Origin of the sequence: Thiothrix eikelboomii, assembly GCF_900167255.1 — a bacterium.
Classification (GTDB): Bacteria; Pseudomonadota; Gammaproteobacteria; order Thiotrichales; family Thiotrichaceae; genus Thiolinea; species Thiolinea eikelboomii.
In genome coordinates this window covers 18072-37213 of sequence record NZ_FUYB01000013.1, presented here as the reverse complement: position 1 = coordinate 37213, position 19142 = coordinate 18072, and the positions used below count along the sequence as shown (strand labels likewise).

Genomic DNA, 19142 nt, shown 5'->3' with positions numbered 1-19142 from the left:
TTGTGTCAGAGAGACACGATGAACTATTAGCTTGATATTTCTCTCTCCAAACAGGGTAAACTGTTTTGATCGAAGTCATGTAGGTAAGACAATGCAAGACAGAGTAGGTAAAGGAATCCGAGTCATCAGCCTTTTTACTGGAGCGGGTGGGCTTGATTTAGGTTTTGATTTAGCTGGCTATGATGTGGTTTATGCCACAGATATTGATGATCTCTCGTGTGAAACATTGAAAGCTAATTTAGGTGAAATGCTTTCTAAAGCAACCATTGTTGAACGAGCAGATATTAGAAAGATTGATCTACAAACCTTACCAAAAGAGGTTGATCTGATCATTGGTGGACCTCCCTGTCAATCCTTTTCAGCATCAGGAAGAAGGGCTGGTGGTGCTGCAGGTAGATTGGATGACCGTGGGACTTTGTTTGAAGCATATTGCGGAATTATTGGCCATGTCAAACCGAAAGCTTTTCTCTTTGAAAATGTTAGAGGTATTCTTGGTACAAACCAAGGCCAAGACTGGTTAGCCATCGTTAATGCATTCAGGGATCTTGGATATAGCATTAGCTATAGAATTCTTGATGCACTCGATTACGGCGCTCCACAACAACGGGAAAGAATGATTATGGTTGGACATAATCTCACCCATGAGTTTTTATTCCCTAGACCCTTGTTTGGACCAGACTCGGTAAGTAGTCAGCCACACATCACTTCAGGTAAAGCTTTAGAGGGCATTGCTGAAGATGAAGACAAAGAAGCTCTTATCTTAAATAATGGTAAATATGCACATCTTTTGCCACTCGTTCCACCTGGTGAAAACTATTTATTCTTTACTGCAAAAAGGGGGTATCCAAACCCTGTTTTTGCGTATCGCTCTCGATTCTCTGATTTTTTATACAAAGCAAGCCCAAACCTTCCGATTAAGACTTTAATTGCTAGTCCGGGAAAATACACTGGGCCATTCCATTGGGAGAATCGGTGCTTTACAGTAAAGGAATATATGCGTCTTCAAGGCTTTCCAGATAGCTATCAATTTGTTGGAGAGCGTAGTGATAAAATTAAACAAATTGGTAACTCAGTTAGCCCAAAACTTTCTTATATAATGGCATTAGCTATTGCAAAACAGATCTTTGAAAAAACAGTAGACTTGGAGCTTCTGCAAAAAGATTTTGTCTTATCTTTTGATAGCCGCAAAGGAAAAAAAGCCACTAAAACAAGAGAAACACATGCGATAGTAGCAAAAGCACAAAATAGTGAGACATCATCCTTTAGGCTTAACAATTATAGTAGTGTAGTTGCTCCAAACTCATTATCTGGTAAACCCAATGTTGAGGTCGTAATTGAGGGTACTATTGCGAAAATAAAGATAAAATCTGATACAAGTAAAAAATTATTTGCTAAGGCATTTTTGGAAATATTTGATACTGAAGAACAACTTAGTGCCAATAGCCGACCGTCAGCAGTTCTTGATGTTACTGCTTATGGTGAATCTGAACACACGATCCAAACAATGTGGAACGCAATAGATGACTGGGTTATTAAGTCTAGCAACTTTCATTCATTGTTTGAACTTTATGGCCATTTCACAGAGCCACATCCAGTTTTTAGAATAAAAAACTTTATTATAAAATCAGAAGAGCCTATTGCACTATTTTCAAAACATGTATCTAATTTTGAAAACTGCTCTAGATACTTTCCTAGAGAGCACCTCACTCAATTATTTGGTTTTAGATTTGGCATAGCTAACTTTATTCAATTAGTGAATTTACTACGATCTTACCGATTTGATATTCGCTGCCACGAGACCAATATTGCAATCCCCAAAGATGTATATATGGTTTCTTATCCATTTACACTGCCATTCGGAAAACAGATGAATTTCTCAGTAAAACCTCAAATATTAACAGAGCATAATTTAAATATCAGTAGAGGATAATTTTATGGCGCGCCAAATCCAAGAAGCAGGCCAAGATATTCAAGCGAAAATTATTGATGTGCTGAACAACACTTTTACCCTTGGTTGAATGCAAATAATTTTGAAGGAGCTAAATCTGGCTGGCAAACTAGAACATTTGAACGCCCCAAGCCTTATATGCTTAACTATGATGAAAATATTGGTGACATCAAAGAGCCATTCTTAAAAACGTTTAACTATGTTGAAGAAGATGGCGAGTCTGCGGCAGTTGCATTAGCGTGTCTTTTACATTATCAGATGATCCTACTTGAGTCTAAAAAGATAACCCTGTCGATTCCAAAGACTAAAGATATTCAGCTTATTATTAGTCTTTTCAGAAATCACTTCTTCTATGAGTACAAGGCGTCTAAAGGAGCATCTCGTTTACCTGTACTTGCACTCTATGCTGTTTATAGCGTACTTATTGAGCAAATGAGTCGTTACAAGGGGATGAAACTAAAACCTCTTGAAGCACACTCAGCAGCAGACTCTCAAACTGGTGCTATTGGAGATATTGAAATAATTGAAGAAAACAGTGGAGAAGTTTTTGAAGCAATCGAGGTAAAACACAATATTGCTATCAGCAATAGAATTATCCACAGTGCGGCCGAGAAAATTATGGATAAGTCTGTAAATCGCTATTACATTCTCACTACACATCAAAATTGTGAGCCTGATAATGAACTAAGTCATTTAATTTCAAAAATCAAAGCAATGTACAACTGTCAGTTGATTGTTAATGGCTTGGTTCCAAGCCTTAAATACTATTTAAGGTTACTATCAGACCCGAGCCTTGTATTTCCAAAGTATGTGGAATTGCTTGTTGAAGACAAAGCCATCAAACACGAGCATCGTGATATTTGGAATAAGTTGGCTATTCAATAGAGGCTGCGCACCGCCAAATGCAGGCTTTGGGAATCGCATAACTACTAAATTTTTCTAGATGATATGGGATGAATTATTAATGGAGGGCTGTATAATTCTAGTTATGCGCTTAAATCAGAGATAGCCCCATGAACGAACATGAAAAGCTAAATTACGTTGAGTTCCCATCTGCGGATTTGCAGTCCACGAAGGCGTTTTTTGAAAAGGCATTCGGTTGGTCGTTTATAGACTATGGCCCCGAATACACCGCGTTCTCTGGGCAGGGTCTCGATGGTGGTTTCTTCAAGGCTGATCTATGTTCCAACACAATCAATGGTGCAGGATTATTGATTTTCTTCAGCCATAATCTTGAGAGCACACTTGCCAAAGTTATCGAAGCAGGCGGCAAGGTTGTTAAACCGATATTTAGCTTTCCGGGTGGCCGTCGTTTTCATTTTGCTGAACCTAGCGGCAATGAACTCGCGGTCTGGTCCGAAGAAGGCGCATAACCAACTATACCCTGTATCCAATACAATGAGCCTTGATTGAGATTTTTTTCATGTACAGTTAGGCTTAGCACAATTATATTGTTCCTTTTCGCTTGAGGAACGGGTAATGCGTTTAACAGGGATGCTAGTTTCCGTGGTACTACTTGGCCTAGCCGGTCTTGCCCATGCAGAGGATCGGATTTATTTGTTGGCGGGGCAATCAAACATGATGGGCAAAGGCAAAATCGCTGAGCTACCCGCTAGCTACCGCCAAACACCGTCAAATGTTAAATTCTATTATCAAGGTCGTGAAAAAGGCTTGGCGCAATTTGCCTATTTTGGCCCTGAAATTGGCTTTGCACATGAAGTAGCGCGGGCGTTTCCGAATGATACCCATATTATTATTAAGCAAGCTGCGACGGGTAGCACGATTGAGCGCTGGTTGCCTGGTCAAGCTTTATACCAAGGCTTATTACGCCAAGTAGGCTTTTCTTTGCCTAAAGATCATGACAAAAAAATTGATGCTATTGTTTGGATGCAAGGTGAAAGTGATGCGCGCAGTGCCGATTTAGCGGGTCAGTATGGCGGGCGTTTGAACCGTTTTATTCAAGCACTGCGTAATGATTTAGCTTCCCCCAATAGCTTATTTATTCTCGGACAAATTAACCCAGAGGATTTAGCCTTCTCAAAAGTTGCCCAAGTTCAAGCCAGCCAACGTCAAGCTCAACAAGCTACCCAGAACACTATTTTGGTCTCTACGGACGGCTTAGGCAAAATGTATGACCATGTTCACTATAATGCACACGGTCAACTAGAGCTGGGTAAGCGTTTCGCTAAAGCTTATATTGACCAAGCCCGTAAACGTAATCAATTAGCTGTGCGCTAAAGCCTCTATGCTAGAAGCTATTTTTCGAATTATTGGTATTATATTTCCAGTGTTTGCTTGTGCTGGTTTAGGTACTTACTATGGCTGGCGTTTTCGCCCTGATATGTCAGTGGTGAATAAGCTAAATATGGAAATTTTCGCCCCCTTCTTAGTCTTCTGGGCTTTAATGGATAAGCCCTTTGATTTTAGTGGCTATTGGGGTTTGGCAGTAGGTGGGGTTGCGGTCGTGTTAGGCTCTGGCCTATTACTCTTACCGATTGCCTTAGCCTTAAAAATCAATCTCAAAACCTTCTTGCCACCGATGATGTTTAATAATTCTGGCAATATGGGTATCCCACTGATTTTATTCGCTTTTGGTGAAGATTTGCTCCAAGCGGCTGTGGTGCTATTTATTATTGAAATGCTGTTGCACTTTACTCTCGGCCTCTATCTGCTTGATCATAAGACTAATCCCTTAAAATTATTGAAAATGCCGATGATTATTGCAGCGATTGCGGGTTTAATCTTGAGTTCTTTACACGTTACTTTGCCTGCACCGCTTGCCAATACCTTGAAATTATTAGGGCAGGTTTCAATTCCCTTACTGCTTTTTTCCTTAGGCGTTCGTCTGCTTGACGTGAGTTTAAAGGATTGGAAAATTGGCGTATTCGGTGCAATCGCTGGCCCAGCAGCAGGTTTAATCTGTGCTTTAGCTTTATTACCGTTTTTAGATTTAACTCCGATAGAAACCGGCGTTTTATTGGTATTTGCCGCTTTGCCACCTGCAGTCTTAAATGTATTAGTGGCTGAACAATACCAACAAGAGCCCGTGCGGGTGGCATCAATTGTCATGCTCGGCAACTTGGGTAGCTTGATTATTATTCCGGCTACCCTTTGGTTTGCCCTAAAACTTTAATCCATGTATCTAAACAGCAGTCAGCACGCGAATCGTCACTGGTAGACGCTCACCATCAGCAAGAACAAGTTGCCCCCGAATAGAGCTTTGTGTGCTATCTAAATGCAGATGGCGCGCCACGACTTGATTCCCTTCATAACAGACCGGTTTGATTTGGTCATTATACTGAATTGCAATCACTGCTGAGGGATACTCTTTAGCTTCGCCCAAGAAAATAAGATCCTTTTCAGGAAAAGGATTTTCTGGGTCGACTAGGCGGGGCATCCGATCAGCAATCCCACGCACTTCTTTAGGCTGCCCTGCCGTACTGATCGGTTTATAAAAGCGATGCGTCGCCAGTTCAGGTTTGCCGTTGCTTTTATGTGCTAGGTCTTCCTCGCGCCCGACCATTTGTTGTAGAAAATTTCCGACTAAACGTGCCATTTGTTGATATAACGCTTTGGGCAAGGCGAAGTTGACAAAGCGTTCTGTGTGGCGACGTAAATTGCGTTGATCGTACTGATTTGGCAGTACTGGCTCAATACCACTGATATGGTTAGTGTGTATCTGCCCGTGTTGAATTGGCGTTAACATTTGGTCTTTCCCTTTACCCCAATTAAAATCCCGAAATGTTTTTCTTAAGGATTTATCATCTTCGATTTGCGAGTGAAAGCGGAGCACGGGAAGGACAAGTGCAAAGGTATGCCCGATAAAATTAGTAATATTTGTCGAATTGTTTATAGATTTATCAGTACTTTAGGATTTTATCGGCAGTGGAGGAAATTAAAGCGCTGCCTATTTAAGCATGCAGCGCTAGTGAAGCTAATTAAACGGCGGCTAATAGTTCTTGATGGATTTGTTTATCTAAGCGTGCACCATACACTTGAATGATGCGGGCGGCGGCTTTACTTGCTAAAGCACCCGCTTGCTCATCATTAAAACCTTGGGTAAGCCCATAGAGAAATGCGCCTGCAAACATATCACCTGCCCCATTAGTGTCGACAGGCGTGACTTGCTGTGCCGCAATTTTGACCTCATGATCAGGATTCACTACTAAAGCCCCTTCGCTACCAAGGGTAACTACGAGCTTGCGTGCCAAAGGTTTGAGTACTCGAATCGCATCGTTTAAATGCGTCTGGCCTGTAAATGCGAATGCTTCGTCTTGATTACAAAACAATAGATCCACCCCTTCGCCTAGCATTTCCACTAAACCTGCTTTGAAATAGGTCGCCATTGAAGGATCAGAGAAAGTCATCGCCATTTTGACCCCATGCTGTTTGGCGACTTCCCGTGCTGCTAACACAGCCGCACGCGAGGTATCTGAAGTGACTAAATAGCCTTCGACATATAAATAATTAGATTGCTTTAATTCTTCATAATGCAATTCGGCGGCTGAAAAATCGCTGGTAATCCCTAAATAAGTATTCATCGTGCGCTCGGCATCGGGTGTCACCATGACCATGCATTTACCGGTTTTCCCTTGCGAGATGCAACGCACTTGATCTAAACGAGTATCAACTCCCGCTGCATGCAAATCATGCATGTAAAACTCACCAAACTCATCATTGGCTACTTTGCAGGCATAAAAGGTTTTTCCACCAAACTGGCTGATTGCGACAATACTATTTGCTGCTGAGCCACCGCCGGCCCGTTTTTTTAAGCCCTTGTTTTGTTTTAAGCTCGCTAATAAATGATTGTGGCGCTCTTCATCAATTAAGGTCATTAAGCCTTTTTCAATGCCTTCTGCGGCTAAAAAATCATCCGTCACTTCGAACTCTTTATCCACTAGCGCGTTGCCAATACCATATACATCGTATTTCATAGGTGTACTTTAAAAGCTAAAAAAGATGGGAGGCACTTGTACCGTATTCATCAACAATTTTCTAGAGATGAGGACGGATCAATTGATTTTAGAAGCAAATCCTTGCTTAGCCTAGCTCAAAACACCGCTTAAACACTTCATTAGCTAGGCAGTTATCGACAGAGTTATCCACAGGCTTATGCACAAGACTCTTATCATCCGTCAAATATTTTTTAAATAAAAAGTGGAGCGAGCTTAACAAAATCGCCGATAAATAACGGTTTACCCCCCTAAAACTACCGTTTATCGGCAAAAACCCGCCAAAAATCCCATTGAATCTAGGTTTTACGCCAAGCTACTATAGGTAGTGGTTCAAAAAATACTTGACCACAAGGCGCAAGCTTTGAACTTATCCACAGCAAAAAATACTTGACAGTTTGCTTGACAATTTATCCATGAGCTTGGATCAGTTAATGGCTGAAAATCGACCTCTTTGAATAAAGCTCAGGCACTCTTGTACCACAAGGCCAGAAAATAGCATGCTGCTATGTGAAAGCGGCAAGATCCGATGTTCGGTTTGAGCGGGGTGATAAGTTTCGGCTAAAGCGACAACACCATCATTAACATCTGCAATCCCACCCAATAACCGCCCGACACCAATTGGCTTATTCCCTGCTAGCATCCCCCACTGACGCGCTAAGACTTTAGGTAAACCTTGACCGTCTAAACCTTGCTCAAAACTATGGCCTATCAGTGGGCGAAACAAACGATATTTAGCTAAACGCTGTGCAATCAAACTCCCTTTCACGGGTGTTCCTAGGGTGATTAAAGATCCGGGCGGCAACTCGGGATGGCAACTCAACATCTGTAAGGCCAAAATCCCCCCGAGACTGTGCGCAACTATATGCAAGCGTTCGACGGGCAGCACTAACTGCTGCACCGCTTCATAAATAAGGGTGACGTTCTTCGCCGAATTATTGCTAATCGAATGATAGACCGGTGCAATCGTTTCATAACCGGCTGCACTAAATTGCTGTTGCATCCAACGCATCGCCAAAGGATGCAACCAAAGACCGTGTAGCAAAAGAATTTTCTCAGTCATGATACTCAGGGCAGGTTAGAATTTTATTTCGGTATTAGATGCTAAGTCCGTCTCCTTCCGCTCAACCAGATTCGTTGCCATTGCAGCTTGATTTTCTTCTAAGCGCTTACGCATCCGTTCGGCCATCCGCGCCTCTTCCTGTTCTAACTGGCGCATTTCACGATGCTGCAAGAAAGCACGCCAGACTAAAGCCAGAATAAACAGCAAGGAAATCAACGCTATCGCTAAAGCCAAGGGAGAAACTCCGCGCAAGGGGGCAGAGCTGGAATTCACCTTATCCCCAGCGGGTGTGGATACTGAGTGGGGTTGAGCCAACATTTGCGAAACAGGTACTGAACCCGAGGTTTTTACCTCATTAGTGGGGGTAAGTTGAGCCACGGCTTGAGCACCGCTAGGCGCTTTAATTTCAGAAGCTGTTGAAGCAGCTACAGCCTCGGGGGAAGTGCTTTTATCTTGATCGGTATTTTTATCAACACCTTGATCAGTTGCCTCAGAGCCTGTTTTGCCTGCCGTAGGTTGCGTCGCCTTGTCATCAGTATTAGAGGCAGTAGCGGTAGGACTACTACTAGGAATAGCGGTAGTAACCGTATTTGGCACTGCTGCCGCTAAGGTTGATGATTCAGGGCTAGTTTGACTCGCTTCACTCGCACTAGGGGCTGCGGTAGGCGGGTTAGTTTGGGGTTCAGGACTATTCAGCGCTTTAGGATCACTCGTATTATTCACCTTACTCGGTACTGATTCAGTAGGTGTTGATTCAGTAGGTGTTGATTCAGTAGGTGTTGATTCAGTAGGTGTTGATTCAGTAGGTGTTGATTTAGTAGATGCTGATTCAGTGGATGCTGATTCAGTGGATGCTGATTCAGTGGATGCTGATTCAGTGGATGCTGATTCAGTGGGTGTTGATTCAGTAGGTGTTGTGCTAGCTTGCTTGTTTGGTGTCGTTTGTTGATCGGCCCAGACTGATTTAGGTGGCGTATCTTTACTGCCCTGGTTCTTGCTGGCGACAGCAGCTGTCGAAGCCTCGACCGTGGTAAGCTTTAGCTCTGATTTACCCTCTGAACTAGGGCTAGCCGGTAGACTACTAGGGCTGACCTCCTTCAGTTTGTCATACAAACGCATATTGTCCGCATGCTGGGATTTAATGGTTTCACTGGCATTTTTCAAAGAAGCTTGCAGCGTTTTGATATGATTATCTTTCTGACCCAAAACACTCGTCAGCTCTTGTAATTCTAGCTTGAGCTTTTTAACTTGTGCATCTAACTGTGGGCTAGATTTACTCTGAGTCTGTTTAGCTTGTAAGGCCTGCAGCTCGGCGGCAAGGCGTTGGTTTTTACTTTCAACGCTTTGCAATTGCGCCTGCAAGCGAGTAATGCGCCGTTCAGTTGACCTCGCTGTCGACCTCGATGGCGATGCCTCACTTACACTGGCTTTAACCGTCACTACTTTTGAACGCTTCGGGTTGGCTCGTTCTTTTATTTTGGGTACAGGGGGCGGAACGGTATAAGGTAATTGAGCACCCCGAGTCCAATAGACATTATGCTTACGCGCTTCACGTAAAGCCCCTAAACGTTGGTAACGACGTGCTTCGGCTGAGTTTGGGGCTTTCAGTACTGCGCCCTTCATCAATGAATTGATATTATTACTAGCAAAAGCTTGCGGGTTTTTATAATAAAGTGCGAGCATGGTTTGTTGTACCGTCGCGCCCTGATCAGGTCGAAGCTGAGTAGCAATACTCCACAGCGTATCCTGATCTTTGACCGGACCATAAGAACGGGTAGCTTCGACAGGCATTGATAATGCCAGCCCCAAGAGCATTATCGGTAAGATAGGCTTTAACATAAACACAGCAAGTCCATTTTCATTTAGCTATTTTGTATCATTGGTTTATAGCTGATTCCAGACAGGAATGCAGCCTGAGAATGGATAAACTCTAGGGAATTCCGGTCAGAACCTGCAAGGCCTCAGCAGGTTCTGATGGATTAGGGGTCTGGAAAAACTAAAAAGCGACCTTATTCAGCTGCATTGCTTCGGCATATTTGGGTGCCAACACATATTTGGGTTTACCCACCCCTCCTTCCGCATTCAACTCGACGACGGTTTCTTGCTCGAGGGTGCGCAAAATCGCCTCAGCAATGGCTTGACGCTCGGGCTTACCCATCAATGCAGCTTTAATCCCCATCCGTTCACCCTTTTCACGAATCATCGTACTGACCGCCTCAGTTACGGGTCGAACGGTAGGCTTCACTTCACCATTCAAAATACGATTACGAACATCTGTGTAGATAATCTTGAAAAAGCGCTTTTGGGTCATGTCAGCCACCTTATTTTCTTCAACCGCCAGCTCCTCTAGTTTTTGTGAGTTTTCCGTGGGCAAGGTCGTATTCGTGCGCTCACCACGATCGGGTGAAACCCAAGCTAAATATTCATCACGCAATTGATTGGCATGATCTTTAGGAATCACCCCGCGACCGGCCTGTTGTGCCACTAAGGGAATCTCTGCAGGTGCATTGATTAACTTACCTTGTGAATCACGCCCCATTAATAACAGTGCCGCACGGTGATCTGCTACATAAACACCTACAAAATGAAAGGCATACTCAAAAGTACCGATAATAATTACTGAAAAGAAGAATGAAGCCCAAATACCTGTCACACCTAAAAAATCTTTGATTAACCGAATCATTGCATAATGTTTATCTTCATCATACTCCAATTGTTTAGCCTGATTAATCGCACTGCCTAATAAACTGGAACGTGTTTGATCTTGCAGACTGACTTGATGATGGTAAGAAGCTAATTTGCGCTCATAATCAGCAATTTTTCGATCTAAACTTCGATGTGAATATTTAACAGCTTCATGCCGAGCATTTTTCTGGACTTTTAAATCTTGCCAATAAGCTAATTGAGCACGAGTATCTGCCAAAGCACGTTGCTCATTCGAAATACTAGAAGCACTATTCGCTAAACTATTAATACTACCCACCGCCGCTTGGAAGACCGCTGAATTCTCAGAGCGATGGCGTACTGTCGCATCCTCTCGCTCCATTGACTGTGAAATTTCTGAGAATAAACCAAAGAAAACCACAATAAAGGTTGCGATAATTGCAGCAGGCCCCTTATAGCCAGATGCATACAAAAAAGCTTGGGCAGCAGTAATCACCGCAGTGATCCCTAAACCTAACAGGGCATTCATCCATTGCTCTGAACTCCAAGTTTCGGGGGTCATATCCCCACCCACAAAATATTTTACTACGAAAAATGCTGAGGCTAAAAAGGCAGCTATGGCTGCTATAAATAACCATAACTCTGCTTTGCGTAAATCACGTAATAAATCTTTTAGTGATTTGCTACGTACAATAAACGCTGGTCGATCAAATTTGGTTTTTGTCTTTGAATCAGTCATAATTATCACTCCTGTCGAATCTTCCCAAATGACACAGGGTCAGGTGCGGAGAGAGTTGCCGCTTTCTTCGCACCCTTCACTTACATCCAACCTGCCAGTAATAGCAAGACAGCCAAAAACCACAATAAATGCTTATCAGAGCGCATATTATAGGCTGCCAATATTGCCCCAATTAAACCTAAGCCAATAAAGATAGTGGGTAAATGCAGCATGGCTGTGGTCGCATTAATAATTTTATCCATCCCGGGGAGCACGACCAACAGCAGCCAAATACCGATCGCCCAGGCCACTAAAACCCAACGAATCACTCCCCAAGCTTCTGCTAGGTCTAATGAACTGTTAATTTCATCGGCATTAGACCTCGTTGATTCAATTACCAGATCAGGGCTAGACGTATTGACCCTTGATTTTAACTGAGTCGATGATTTTAAATTCTGATTAATCGCCATATTGAAACTCCTGTTTATTGATATAATTTAAAAAAAAGGCAGCGGTATACGCTGCCTATAAGATCGCTAGAGGTTGGCCTAGCGATCAGGGCATTCAATTAAACTCAGTTGAGCCGATTAGTAACTACGGAATAAACCAACCATTTTTCCTTGTACCTGTACACAACTAGCTGGATAAATCATCGGTTGCATCTGACTATTTTCAGGGTGTAATTCAACCCGACCATCCGATAAATAAAAGATACGCTTTAAAGTCGCACCATCCCCATCCACATAGGCGACAACAATGTCATTATTACTGGCTGTTTCTGCATGTTGAATCACCACATAATCACCATCCATCACACCAATATCACGCATTGATTCGCCTTGAACTTTAAGGGCATAGCGATTAGGACCTAAAAATAACTCATTGGGGCTAATTTCATTTTTATCTAAGGCTTCGATAGGTTTACCTGCTGCGATTTTCCCTAAGAGTTGTAAGCCACGCGGAAACGATGGTGTTGTTGGTTTAGCCCAATGACTTGGAATACTATAAGCGCGCTTACCTTCAGCGGCCTCGTCTAAATAACCCAGGCTAATCAAGCTTTGTACATGTTGGTGAACCGTGCTGCGGGTATTCAAGCCAGCTTGATGACCAATTTGATCAAGTGTGGGGGCATAACCGTTCATCTCGAACAGCGAGCGTATCGTTTGTAAAATCTCCTGCTGCCTGCGTGTTAATTTTGACATTTCCCATCCATCCCTTAGTAAACCGAACCAAACACGAACTAAATATACGAACTATAGACGAACTTTGCCAATCAAAAATTCTTGGGCTTTATTCGTTTTTTGTTCGTTTTTTCCGATGAGTGGTGGTTTTAGACAGCCTAAGACTGCAAACTTTCTTTGCTTTAATGACTTTGTTAAACTATTCTCGTGTTACACGAGTTCACGAGGTAATGGATGACTAATTTTACGATTACGCTTGATGAAGAGGATCTCAAGCAAGCACGTATTCTCGCTATTCAACAAGGTAGGTCATTGAACGCTATTATCCGCAGCTTCATTAAAGAGTTTATTAACAGCGACCAACGTTATCAGCAAACCACAAAGCATATTTTGCAAAAAGCTGAAGAATCTACCTTTAGCAGTGCTGGGGAACAATGGACAAGAGAACAACTCTATGAGCGTTAAGGCCTTCTTCGATACCAACATATTGGTCTATGCATTTGATCAAGCGCAGCCAGACAAACAGATAATCGCTAAGCGTTTGATCCGTGAGTTTGGTAGCGATGGTCAATTAGTTTTAAGTACCCAAGTATTGCAAGAGCTATACGTCACTTTGAGTAAAATGGGGAAGCAAGTACTACCCATTGAGGAAGTCGCAGACATTGTGAATGCTTTCGCTGAGTATCCATTAGTACAAGTCGATAAAATGATTATTGCTGCTGCCATGAAACGTCAGCAGAGCCTAGCCTTTTCATTTTGGGATAGCTTAATTGTAGAGGCAGCCCTACACGCTCATTGCCAAATCTTATTTAGTGAAGATCTGCAAAATGGTAGACAGCTTGAAGCCTTGCTGATTCAGAATCCATTTAAGGCCAGCGAATAATACTAGAGTGAGCCACTCGCTTCGTTTGGTTATAACGAGTTATCGCGATAGCTTAAAACCAATAGTTAGGATAACGGCGCAACGGTGAAAGATTATTAACCACTAAGGCAACGATCAATAGTAGCAAAACTCCTAAGAGAATCGGCTCAACCACAAACCAATAACCCAATTCATGTACCCGCTCACTCCCTGCTACAGCAATCAAAGCCGTACCGCCACCGGGTGGATGAGTCGTGCGTGTCAGATACATCAAGACAATCGCTGTAGAAACCGTCAAGGCGGAACTAAGCCATAAAGGGTCAGGCATCAACTTATAAAAACTTACACCAACTAAGGCACAAATCACATGGCCGCCAATCACATAACGTGGTTGAGCAAAAGGCGCACTGGGCGAACCGTATAAAAGCACCGCAGTTGCACCAAATGAGCCAATTAACAACAGATGATCTTGTGTCGTCAGGCTGGTTAGACTATCCATCCAACCCACTAATGCGATCCCTAAAAAGCCCCCCATCCACGAACATAAAGCATTGCGCCAATGAATCGGATGCGGTGAGTTATTACCCCCACCTTGCATTTTACTTAGGTAGAGCTTCAGTTTGGCTAATAGCATAGAAATCCCTTTTTCAGGTCATTTTAACGCTTCCTCAGGGGCTTGATACTAGCTAAAGGTAATAGAAAAACGAAAACACTGCTGAGCGTTGGCAGATAAATACCGATAAATTTTAATAACTAAGCGTGCTTAACTCCATGGTTCCTACGCATTTAACCATTATGATCAGCGCATGAAAATGACGATCTTTGCTAAACTACTCATCACCATCCTTACCACGGCTTTTGTGGTAATCCTTTTTATGATGTTTTTCATGAATTGGAGCTTTCGCACGGGGTTCGCAGATTATCAATATCGTTATGATTTAGAGCGTGCACAACGCTTAGTCGAGCGCTTGGAAGAGACTTGGGCAACACAGCAGAGTTGGGATAGTTTGCGCTTAGAGCGGCGCAATTGGTCTTTGTTATTGGCTGAGATTGGTGAGGGTCGGTTAGCACGCCGCCCTGAGCATTTAGGTGATGAACATCGAGGACGCAACCGCCCGCTCAATAATCCCGCTCCTCCCCCTAATCAAAGTCTTGCCGGACGCTTGCGGTTGCTGGATGGAAATGGAGCAGTGATTATTGGCCTACCCAGCTTGCGGCGTGAAGATAAGGTGACTAATTTAGCGATCAGTGTCGATCAACAAATCGTGGGTTGGTTGCAAGTCATTCAACGCCCATTGATAAATGACCAAATCGCTGAAACTTTTCGCCAACAACAAGCCCATAATGCTTATCTTATTGCTTTATTTGCTGTGGGTTTGTCACTGCTGATTGCCTTGATTGCTGCTCGCCAATTTGTGCGCCCCATCAAGCGTTTAATGCAAGGTGCAAAAACCTTAAGTGCAGGTCATTACAGCACACAAATTCCTGTCAGCTCCAGCGATGAATTAGGGGATTTAGCGCAGCGCTTCAATCAACTGGCCGAATCCTTGCAACGCCATCAAGAGCTGCGCGCACAATGGATAGCTGATATTTCGCATGAATTACGTACCCCTTTAGCTGTCTTGCGCAGCGAGATCGAAGCGATTCAAGATGGGATTCGTAACCCCACACCTGAACGCATTCGCTCCTTGCATGCAGAAGTCTTATCACTGAGTAAATTGGTGGATGATTTACATCAACTATCTTTATCAGATGCCGGTGATACCGACCCCTCAGAGCTAGAACTGCTGGATGTGAATGAGCTATTGAGTGATTGGGTGCAAACGAATAGTAGTCGTTTAGCCAGCAAAGGTTTGCATTTAGAAGCACAATTATTAGCTCAGCCTTTAATGATCCAAGCAGATTATAAAAGCCTGCGCCAAGTGTTTAGCAATTTACTCGAAAATAGCTATCGTTATACTGATTCACCCGGGCGAGTCGTGGTGAGGAGTCAGCGCAAAGCTAATCAAGCCATACTCGTCGTACAAGATAGTGCACCGGGTGTCCCTGATGCTGCCTTACCCCGTTTATTTGATCGCTTATTCAGAGTGGATAAATCACGCAGTCGGGCTTTAGGGGGTTCGGGTTTAGGTTTGTCGATTTGCAAGAATATTGTCGAAGGTTTAGGGGGGCAGATTTATGCACAGCACTCACCTTTAGGGGGCTTGGCGGTGTATCTTGAATTTCCTCTTGCCGATCTTAAGAGTTAAGCATGGATAAGCAAAAAAACATTCTGATTGTCGAAGATGAACCCAAACTAGCTGAAGTCCTCCGCGAATATTTGCAGCAATCGGGTTTTCAGGTTGGGTGGCTAGCCAATGGTTTAGAGGTAGCGGCTTGGGTACGCGAGCAAACACCGGACTTAATCATTCTCGATTTAATGCTGCCCGGCAAAGATGGCTTGCAAATCTTTCGTGAGCTACGTCAGTTCACCGAGACACCCATCATTATGGCGACCGCCAAAGTCGATGAAATTGATCGCTTAGTTGGCCTAGAATTAGGTGCGGATGATTATGTTTGCAAACCGTATAGCCCCCGTGAATTAGTGGTGCGGGTAAAAAATATTCTGCGGCGGGTTGCGACCCCTGCTCGTGAACTCATGGTAGAAACGGGGATTGAGATTGACCCAGAGCGGATGGAGGCACGGATCAATGGCCAAGCGTTAGTCCTCACTCCGGTCGAGTTTCGACTCTTACAGCAATTTGTTAACAATCCCGGTAAAGTTTATTCACGCAATCATCTGCTGGATCATTTGTATAATGACCATCGCATTGTCACGGATCGAGCGGTCGATAGTCATATTAAAAACCTACGCCGTAAACTTGAGGCCGCTTTGCCAGAAACCGAGGTGATTCGTTCGGTATATGGAATTGGTTATAAGTTTGATCCAACCGGCATCGACAATTAAAACTAAACTAAACAACGAAAACAACACTGGCAAAAAACGGGTAAAGCTGTATGTTTGCTAACAAAAACGACCAAGGACTGTATTTAAATGCTAGAAAAACTTGCACGCTGGAACCGTTCTGCTGGATTTTGGCTGAGCTTGATCATCCTTTGCTTTGCACTTGAGGCCGCAGCTTTAGTCTATCAATATGTTTTTTATTATGATCCCTGCGTACTCTGTGTACATATTCGTGCTTGGATTCTTGGAATTTTAATCGCCGCTATCGCAGGTTTGTTTTTGCGGAAACATCGCCTCGGTTTGCTGATAGCCAATCTGCTCGTTCTGCTATTTTCAGCGGGTTTTGTGGAGCGTGCCTATCAAACTTTGGGTACTGAAATGGGCTTTGTGACCGGTGCTTGTTCAATGAACCCTCATTACCCTAGCTTCTTACCTTTGCATCAATGGCTACCGAGTGTCTTCGAGCCACTGACCTCTTGCGGTTATACCCCGTGGGTCATTCCGCAAGTGTTATCAATGGCTCAAACCTTAATGGCTATCTCCGTGACACTGTTTGTCTTGATGCTACTGATGTTGGTGAGTAGTTTGCGTTACCCTGATCATCGGCTTTAAGCTTAAAATTTCAAGTTCGTGCTTTAACCTTTAAAAGCTTCTTTTGAATTCAAGTACTCTAGCTCAGCGGGAGTACTGGTTCGCCCTAAAGCTGCATTCCGATGTGGGAAACGTCCAAAGCGCTGCACAATCGAGCGATGATGCTCAGCAAAGCGGGCATTCTCGACTAAACCAGCTGCTGCAAATAGACGCACTGACTCATCTTGATCAGCTAAATGCTCGCTATGCATCAGTGGCATATATAAAAACATCACTCGTTCTGGTGGTAGTTGTTGATCAAAACCTTGTGCCACTGCATATTGAGTGACTGCAACCGCTTGCTGCTCGGTCGAAAAACTCAAGGCCTGCCCACGGTACATATTTAAAGGAAACTGATCTAAGACAATACAAAGCGCCAAACAGCCTTCAGCAGTCTGTTGCCATGTATTCAAATCACCTGCTTGAGCTTGCTGCCAAGTATTGGCAAAACGCTCACGAATTTCTTGATCAAGCGCGGGGGTCGAATTAAACCAATGCTCAGGCATCGGGGGCGTATACCAAAAATTTAAAATATCCGTACTTTGCATAGGTAACTCCAAAATTTTTTTGATAAGGGCATTATAGACAGGCGAGCCGCCGCTCTATAATAAGCTGGTTTTCAATCGGATCTCTCCCCTTTTTTAGGAGTTTTAGATATGTCTCATGCTAATAGGCTGCAACTCGTCAGTTTTAAAGTTTGTCCTTTTGCCCAACGCGCAGCGATTGCTTTACAAGAAAAGCAGGTTGCTTATGAGACTGAGTATTTAATACCCGGCGAAGAGCAGCCAGACTGGTTTAAGAGCATTTCCCCACTTGGCAAAGTGCCTGTATTAGTGGTGAATGGTACGCCGGTCTTTGAATCAGCCGTGATTTTGGAGTATTTAGATGAAGTCTATGCCCCACAGTTACATCCCGCTGATCCTTTAGCCAAAGCACGCCAACGGGCATGGATGGAAATGGCTTCAGAGCTGTTTGGTAAACAATATCAAATGGTCACTGCAAAAGAGCAAGCTGGCTTTGAAACAGCCCATAAAGAACTACAAGCAGGGCTTGAACGGGTTGCAGCTGCCTTAAGTACCGAGCTGCCCTTTTTTAATGGGGAAATTTTTGCACTGGTTGATGTCGCTTTTGCGCCGTTGTTTGTACGCTTAAACCTTTTAGAACAGGCCTTTAACTTAAACTTTAACACCCATCCTCGGATCAGCACTTGGAGCCAAGCTTTGTTAGCGAAAGCATCCGTACAGAACTCCGTCGTCAGCAATTTTGAAGAAGTCTTTATGCTGTTTTTGAAAAAATCAGATGGCTATTTGGTGAATAATCTTTAAGGGATTGATCTTTTTCTCCACCTCCAAGCACTCGATTGGATTTAACGTGGCGACTCACTTCTGCCGAAACAAGTGTTCATAATCCCAATCACGCAGGCCAATCAAGAGGGTTGAGCCTTTGCGTTCGCCAATCGCTAGGCTGGAATCATCTTTGCTCAGCGCATCAAACTCTTTGGCAAGCTGTGCCATTTTGCGCTGAAAGAGTTGATTAGAAGTATCACTGAGCATGCCATTCATGACAATTAGCTTTTCACTGCGCTTGCTGAAGTGAGTGCGGAAATACTCACTTTCAATCTTGGCACGAAATAAATTCATGATTGGGCCATTTTCGCGCCATTTAAAATTAGGGGCGGTGAGCAGTTTAATGCGATTACCGGGTTGCAGCTCAATAATCCGTAAGCGATCTAAATGCGCCAGATAGCGAATACATTGAGGCTCAGTGAATTGATAATGCTGCAGAATATCTTGCAAGCTCCAACGGTTGAGTATGCAAACTGTAATCATCATCAGACTTAAATCATCCGCGATTTCTTTTTCCTGTGCCTGACTCAGCTCACTGATCGCATGCGCTTGCTCCGCCCGCATTTCACGCACGAGGTCAGAAATTTCCAAATCCATTAAGGCGCAAATACGATCAAGACGCTGCAGAGACAGATTTTGCTCGGAAAATAAGCGTTTCACACTCGCTTCAGACAGAGCCAAGCAAGCAGCAACCTCTGCATAAGTTTTATTATGCCGCTTCAATAGCTTCTTAAGTATGTCAATTAAATCACTGGTTTGTGCCATCTTGCTTTAGCCTTTAGTGGTTTTAAATTTTAAGCGATTTAAGAGATATAAATATCGAAATATATCACT

The 19142-nt window shown here is 43.5% G+C and carries 21 protein-coding genes; 11 read left to right on the top strand and 10 right to left on the bottom strand.

Going from position 1 to position 19142, the window contains the following annotated elements; all coding sequences use genetic code 11:
* The first annotated feature begins 91 nt into the window (after window positions 1-91).
* The 5 genes from B5D50_RS12710 (at window position 92) to B5D50_RS12690 (ending at window position 5081) form a co-directional block, all read left to right on the top strand.
* Window positions 92-1930 (top strand): DNA cytosine methyltransferase, encoded by a 1839-nt coding sequence (locus B5D50_RS12710; protein WP_078923016.1) that lies wholly within the window; start codon window positions 92-94, stop codon window positions 1928-1930.
* Between the two features lie 84 nt (window positions 1931-2014).
* Window positions 2015-2833 (top strand): hypothetical protein, encoded by an 819-nt coding sequence (locus B5D50_RS12705; protein ID WP_143594356.1) that lies wholly within the window; start codon window positions 2015-2017, stop codon window positions 2831-2833.
* 128 nt (window positions 2834-2961) lie between these two features.
* Window positions 2962-3321 carry a VOC family protein gene (locus tag B5D50_RS12700; protein WP_078923014.1) on the top strand — a complete coding sequence of 120 codons (360 nt, stop codon included), beginning with the start codon at window positions 2962-2964 and terminating at the stop codon, window positions 3319-3321.
* A gap of 106 nt (window positions 3322-3427) precedes the next feature.
* Window positions 3428-4186 carry a sialate O-acetylesterase gene (locus tag B5D50_RS12695; protein WP_078923013.1) on the top strand — a complete coding sequence of 253 codons (759 nt, stop codon included), beginning with the start codon at window positions 3428-3430 and terminating at the stop codon, window positions 4184-4186.
* A 7-nt stretch (window positions 4187-4193) separates the two neighbouring features.
* Complete coding sequence (locus B5D50_RS12690; protein WP_078923012.1) at window positions 4194-5081, top strand: AEC family transporter; 888 nt, start codon at window positions 4194-4196, stop codon at window positions 5079-5081.
* 9 nt (window positions 5082-5090) lie between these two features.
* Here the strand turns inward: B5D50_RS12690 and B5D50_RS12685 are convergent, their stop codons facing one another.
* From B5D50_RS12685 to lexA, 7 genes are all read right to left on the bottom strand, one after another.
* Window positions 5091-5654: a hypothetical protein gene (locus B5D50_RS12685; protein ID WP_078923011.1), complete on the bottom strand. Its 564-nt coding sequence runs from the start codon at window positions 5652-5654 to the stop codon at window positions 5091-5093.
* Window positions 5655-5886: 232 nt separating this feature from the next.
* Entirely contained in the window at window positions 5887-6882 is a 996-nt protein-coding gene (locus B5D50_RS12680) for an adenosine kinase (protein WP_078923010.1), read from the bottom strand.
* A 445-nt stretch (window positions 6883-7327) separates the two neighbouring features.
* Window positions 7328-7963: an esterase/lipase family protein gene (locus B5D50_RS12675; protein WP_078923009.1), complete on the bottom strand. Its 636-nt coding sequence runs from the start codon at window positions 7961-7963 to the stop codon at window positions 7328-7330.
* A gap of 15 nt (window positions 7964-7978) precedes the next feature.
* Window positions 7979-9802 carry a FimV/HubP family polar landmark protein gene (locus B5D50_RS12670; RefSeq protein ID WP_078923008.1) on the bottom strand — a complete coding sequence of 608 codons (1824 nt, stop codon included), beginning with the start codon at window positions 9800-9802 and terminating at the stop codon, window positions 7979-7981.
* A 157-nt stretch (window positions 9803-9959) separates the two neighbouring features.
* Complete coding sequence (locus B5D50_RS12665) at window positions 9960-11366, bottom strand: hypothetical protein (RefSeq protein ID WP_078923007.1); 1407 nt, start codon at window positions 11364-11366, stop codon at window positions 9960-9962.
* Between the two features lie 80 nt (window positions 11367-11446).
* On the bottom strand, window positions 11447-11815 hold the full coding sequence (locus B5D50_RS12660; RefSeq protein WP_078923006.1) for a hypothetical protein: 369 nt from the start codon (window positions 11813-11815) through the stop codon (window positions 11447-11449).
* Between the two features lie 117 nt (window positions 11816-11932).
* Window positions 11933-12547 (bottom strand): transcriptional repressor LexA, encoded by a 615-nt coding sequence (lexA, locus tag B5D50_RS12655; protein ID WP_078923005.1) that lies wholly within the window; start codon window positions 12545-12547, stop codon window positions 11933-11935.
* Window positions 12548-12760: 213 nt separating this feature from the next.
* On the opposite strand from lexA, the gene B5D50_RS12650 reads away from it, so the two are divergent.
* Both B5D50_RS12650 and B5D50_RS12645 read left to right on the top strand, forming a co-directional pair.
* Window positions 12761-12991, top strand: coding sequence for a hypothetical protein (locus B5D50_RS12650; protein ID WP_078923004.1), 231 nt, complete (start codon window positions 12761-12763; stop codon window positions 12989-12991).
* The gene (locus B5D50_RS12645) at window positions 12981-13409 is read left to right on the top strand and encodes a PIN domain-containing protein (protein ID WP_078923003.1); all 429 of its coding nucleotides are present in this window, start codon (window positions 12981-12983) and stop codon (window positions 13407-13409) included. Before B5D50_RS12650 ends, B5D50_RS12645 begins: the two co-directional genes overlap by 11 nt.
* Window positions 13410-13461: 52 nt before the next feature.
* Here the strand turns inward: B5D50_RS12645 and B5D50_RS12640 are convergent, their stop codons facing one another.
* Window positions 13462-14022: an HPP family protein gene (locus tag B5D50_RS12640; protein WP_078923002.1), complete on the bottom strand. Its 561-nt coding sequence runs from the start codon at window positions 14020-14022 to the stop codon at window positions 13462-13464.
* A 172-nt stretch (window positions 14023-14194) separates the two neighbouring features.
* On the opposite strand from B5D50_RS12640, the gene B5D50_RS12635 reads away from it, so the two are divergent.
* The 3 genes from B5D50_RS12635 to B5D50_RS12625 all read left to right on the top strand — a co-directional run bounded on the left by B5D50_RS12635 (window position 14195) and on the right by B5D50_RS12625 (window position 16944).
* Window positions 14195-15637 (top strand): ATP-binding protein, encoded by a 1443-nt coding sequence (locus B5D50_RS12635; RefSeq protein WP_078923001.1) that lies wholly within the window; start codon window positions 14195-14197, stop codon window positions 15635-15637.
* Window positions 15638-15639: 2 nt separating this feature from the next.
* Complete coding sequence (locus B5D50_RS12630) at window positions 15640-16335, top strand: response regulator (protein WP_078923000.1); 696 nt, start codon at window positions 15640-15642, stop codon at window positions 16333-16335.
* An 87-nt stretch (window positions 16336-16422) separates the two neighbouring features.
* Window positions 16423-16944 (top strand): disulfide bond formation protein B, encoded by a 522-nt coding sequence (locus B5D50_RS12625; protein ID WP_078922999.1) that lies wholly within the window; start codon window positions 16423-16425, stop codon window positions 16942-16944.
* A gap of 23 nt (window positions 16945-16967) precedes the next feature.
* Here B5D50_RS12625 and B5D50_RS12620 read toward each other — a convergent pair whose 3' ends face one another.
* Window positions 16968-17510: a DUF924 family protein gene (locus tag B5D50_RS12620; RefSeq protein ID WP_078922998.1), complete on the bottom strand. Its 543-nt coding sequence runs from the start codon at window positions 17508-17510 to the stop codon at window positions 16968-16970.
* 108 nt (window positions 17511-17618) lie between these two features.
* Between B5D50_RS12620 and B5D50_RS12615 the strand changes: the two genes are divergently transcribed.
* Window positions 17619-18287: a glutathione S-transferase family protein gene (locus tag B5D50_RS12615; RefSeq protein WP_078922997.1), complete on the top strand. Its 669-nt coding sequence runs from the start codon at window positions 17619-17621 to the stop codon at window positions 18285-18287.
* A gap of 54 nt (window positions 18288-18341) precedes the next feature.
* Here the strand turns inward: B5D50_RS12615 and B5D50_RS12610 are convergent, their stop codons facing one another.
* On the bottom strand, window positions 18342-19073 hold the full coding sequence (locus B5D50_RS12610) for a helix-turn-helix domain-containing protein (RefSeq protein WP_078922996.1): 732 nt from the start codon (window positions 19071-19073) through the stop codon (window positions 18342-18344).
* Between the last annotated feature and the right edge of the window lie 69 nt (window positions 19074-19142).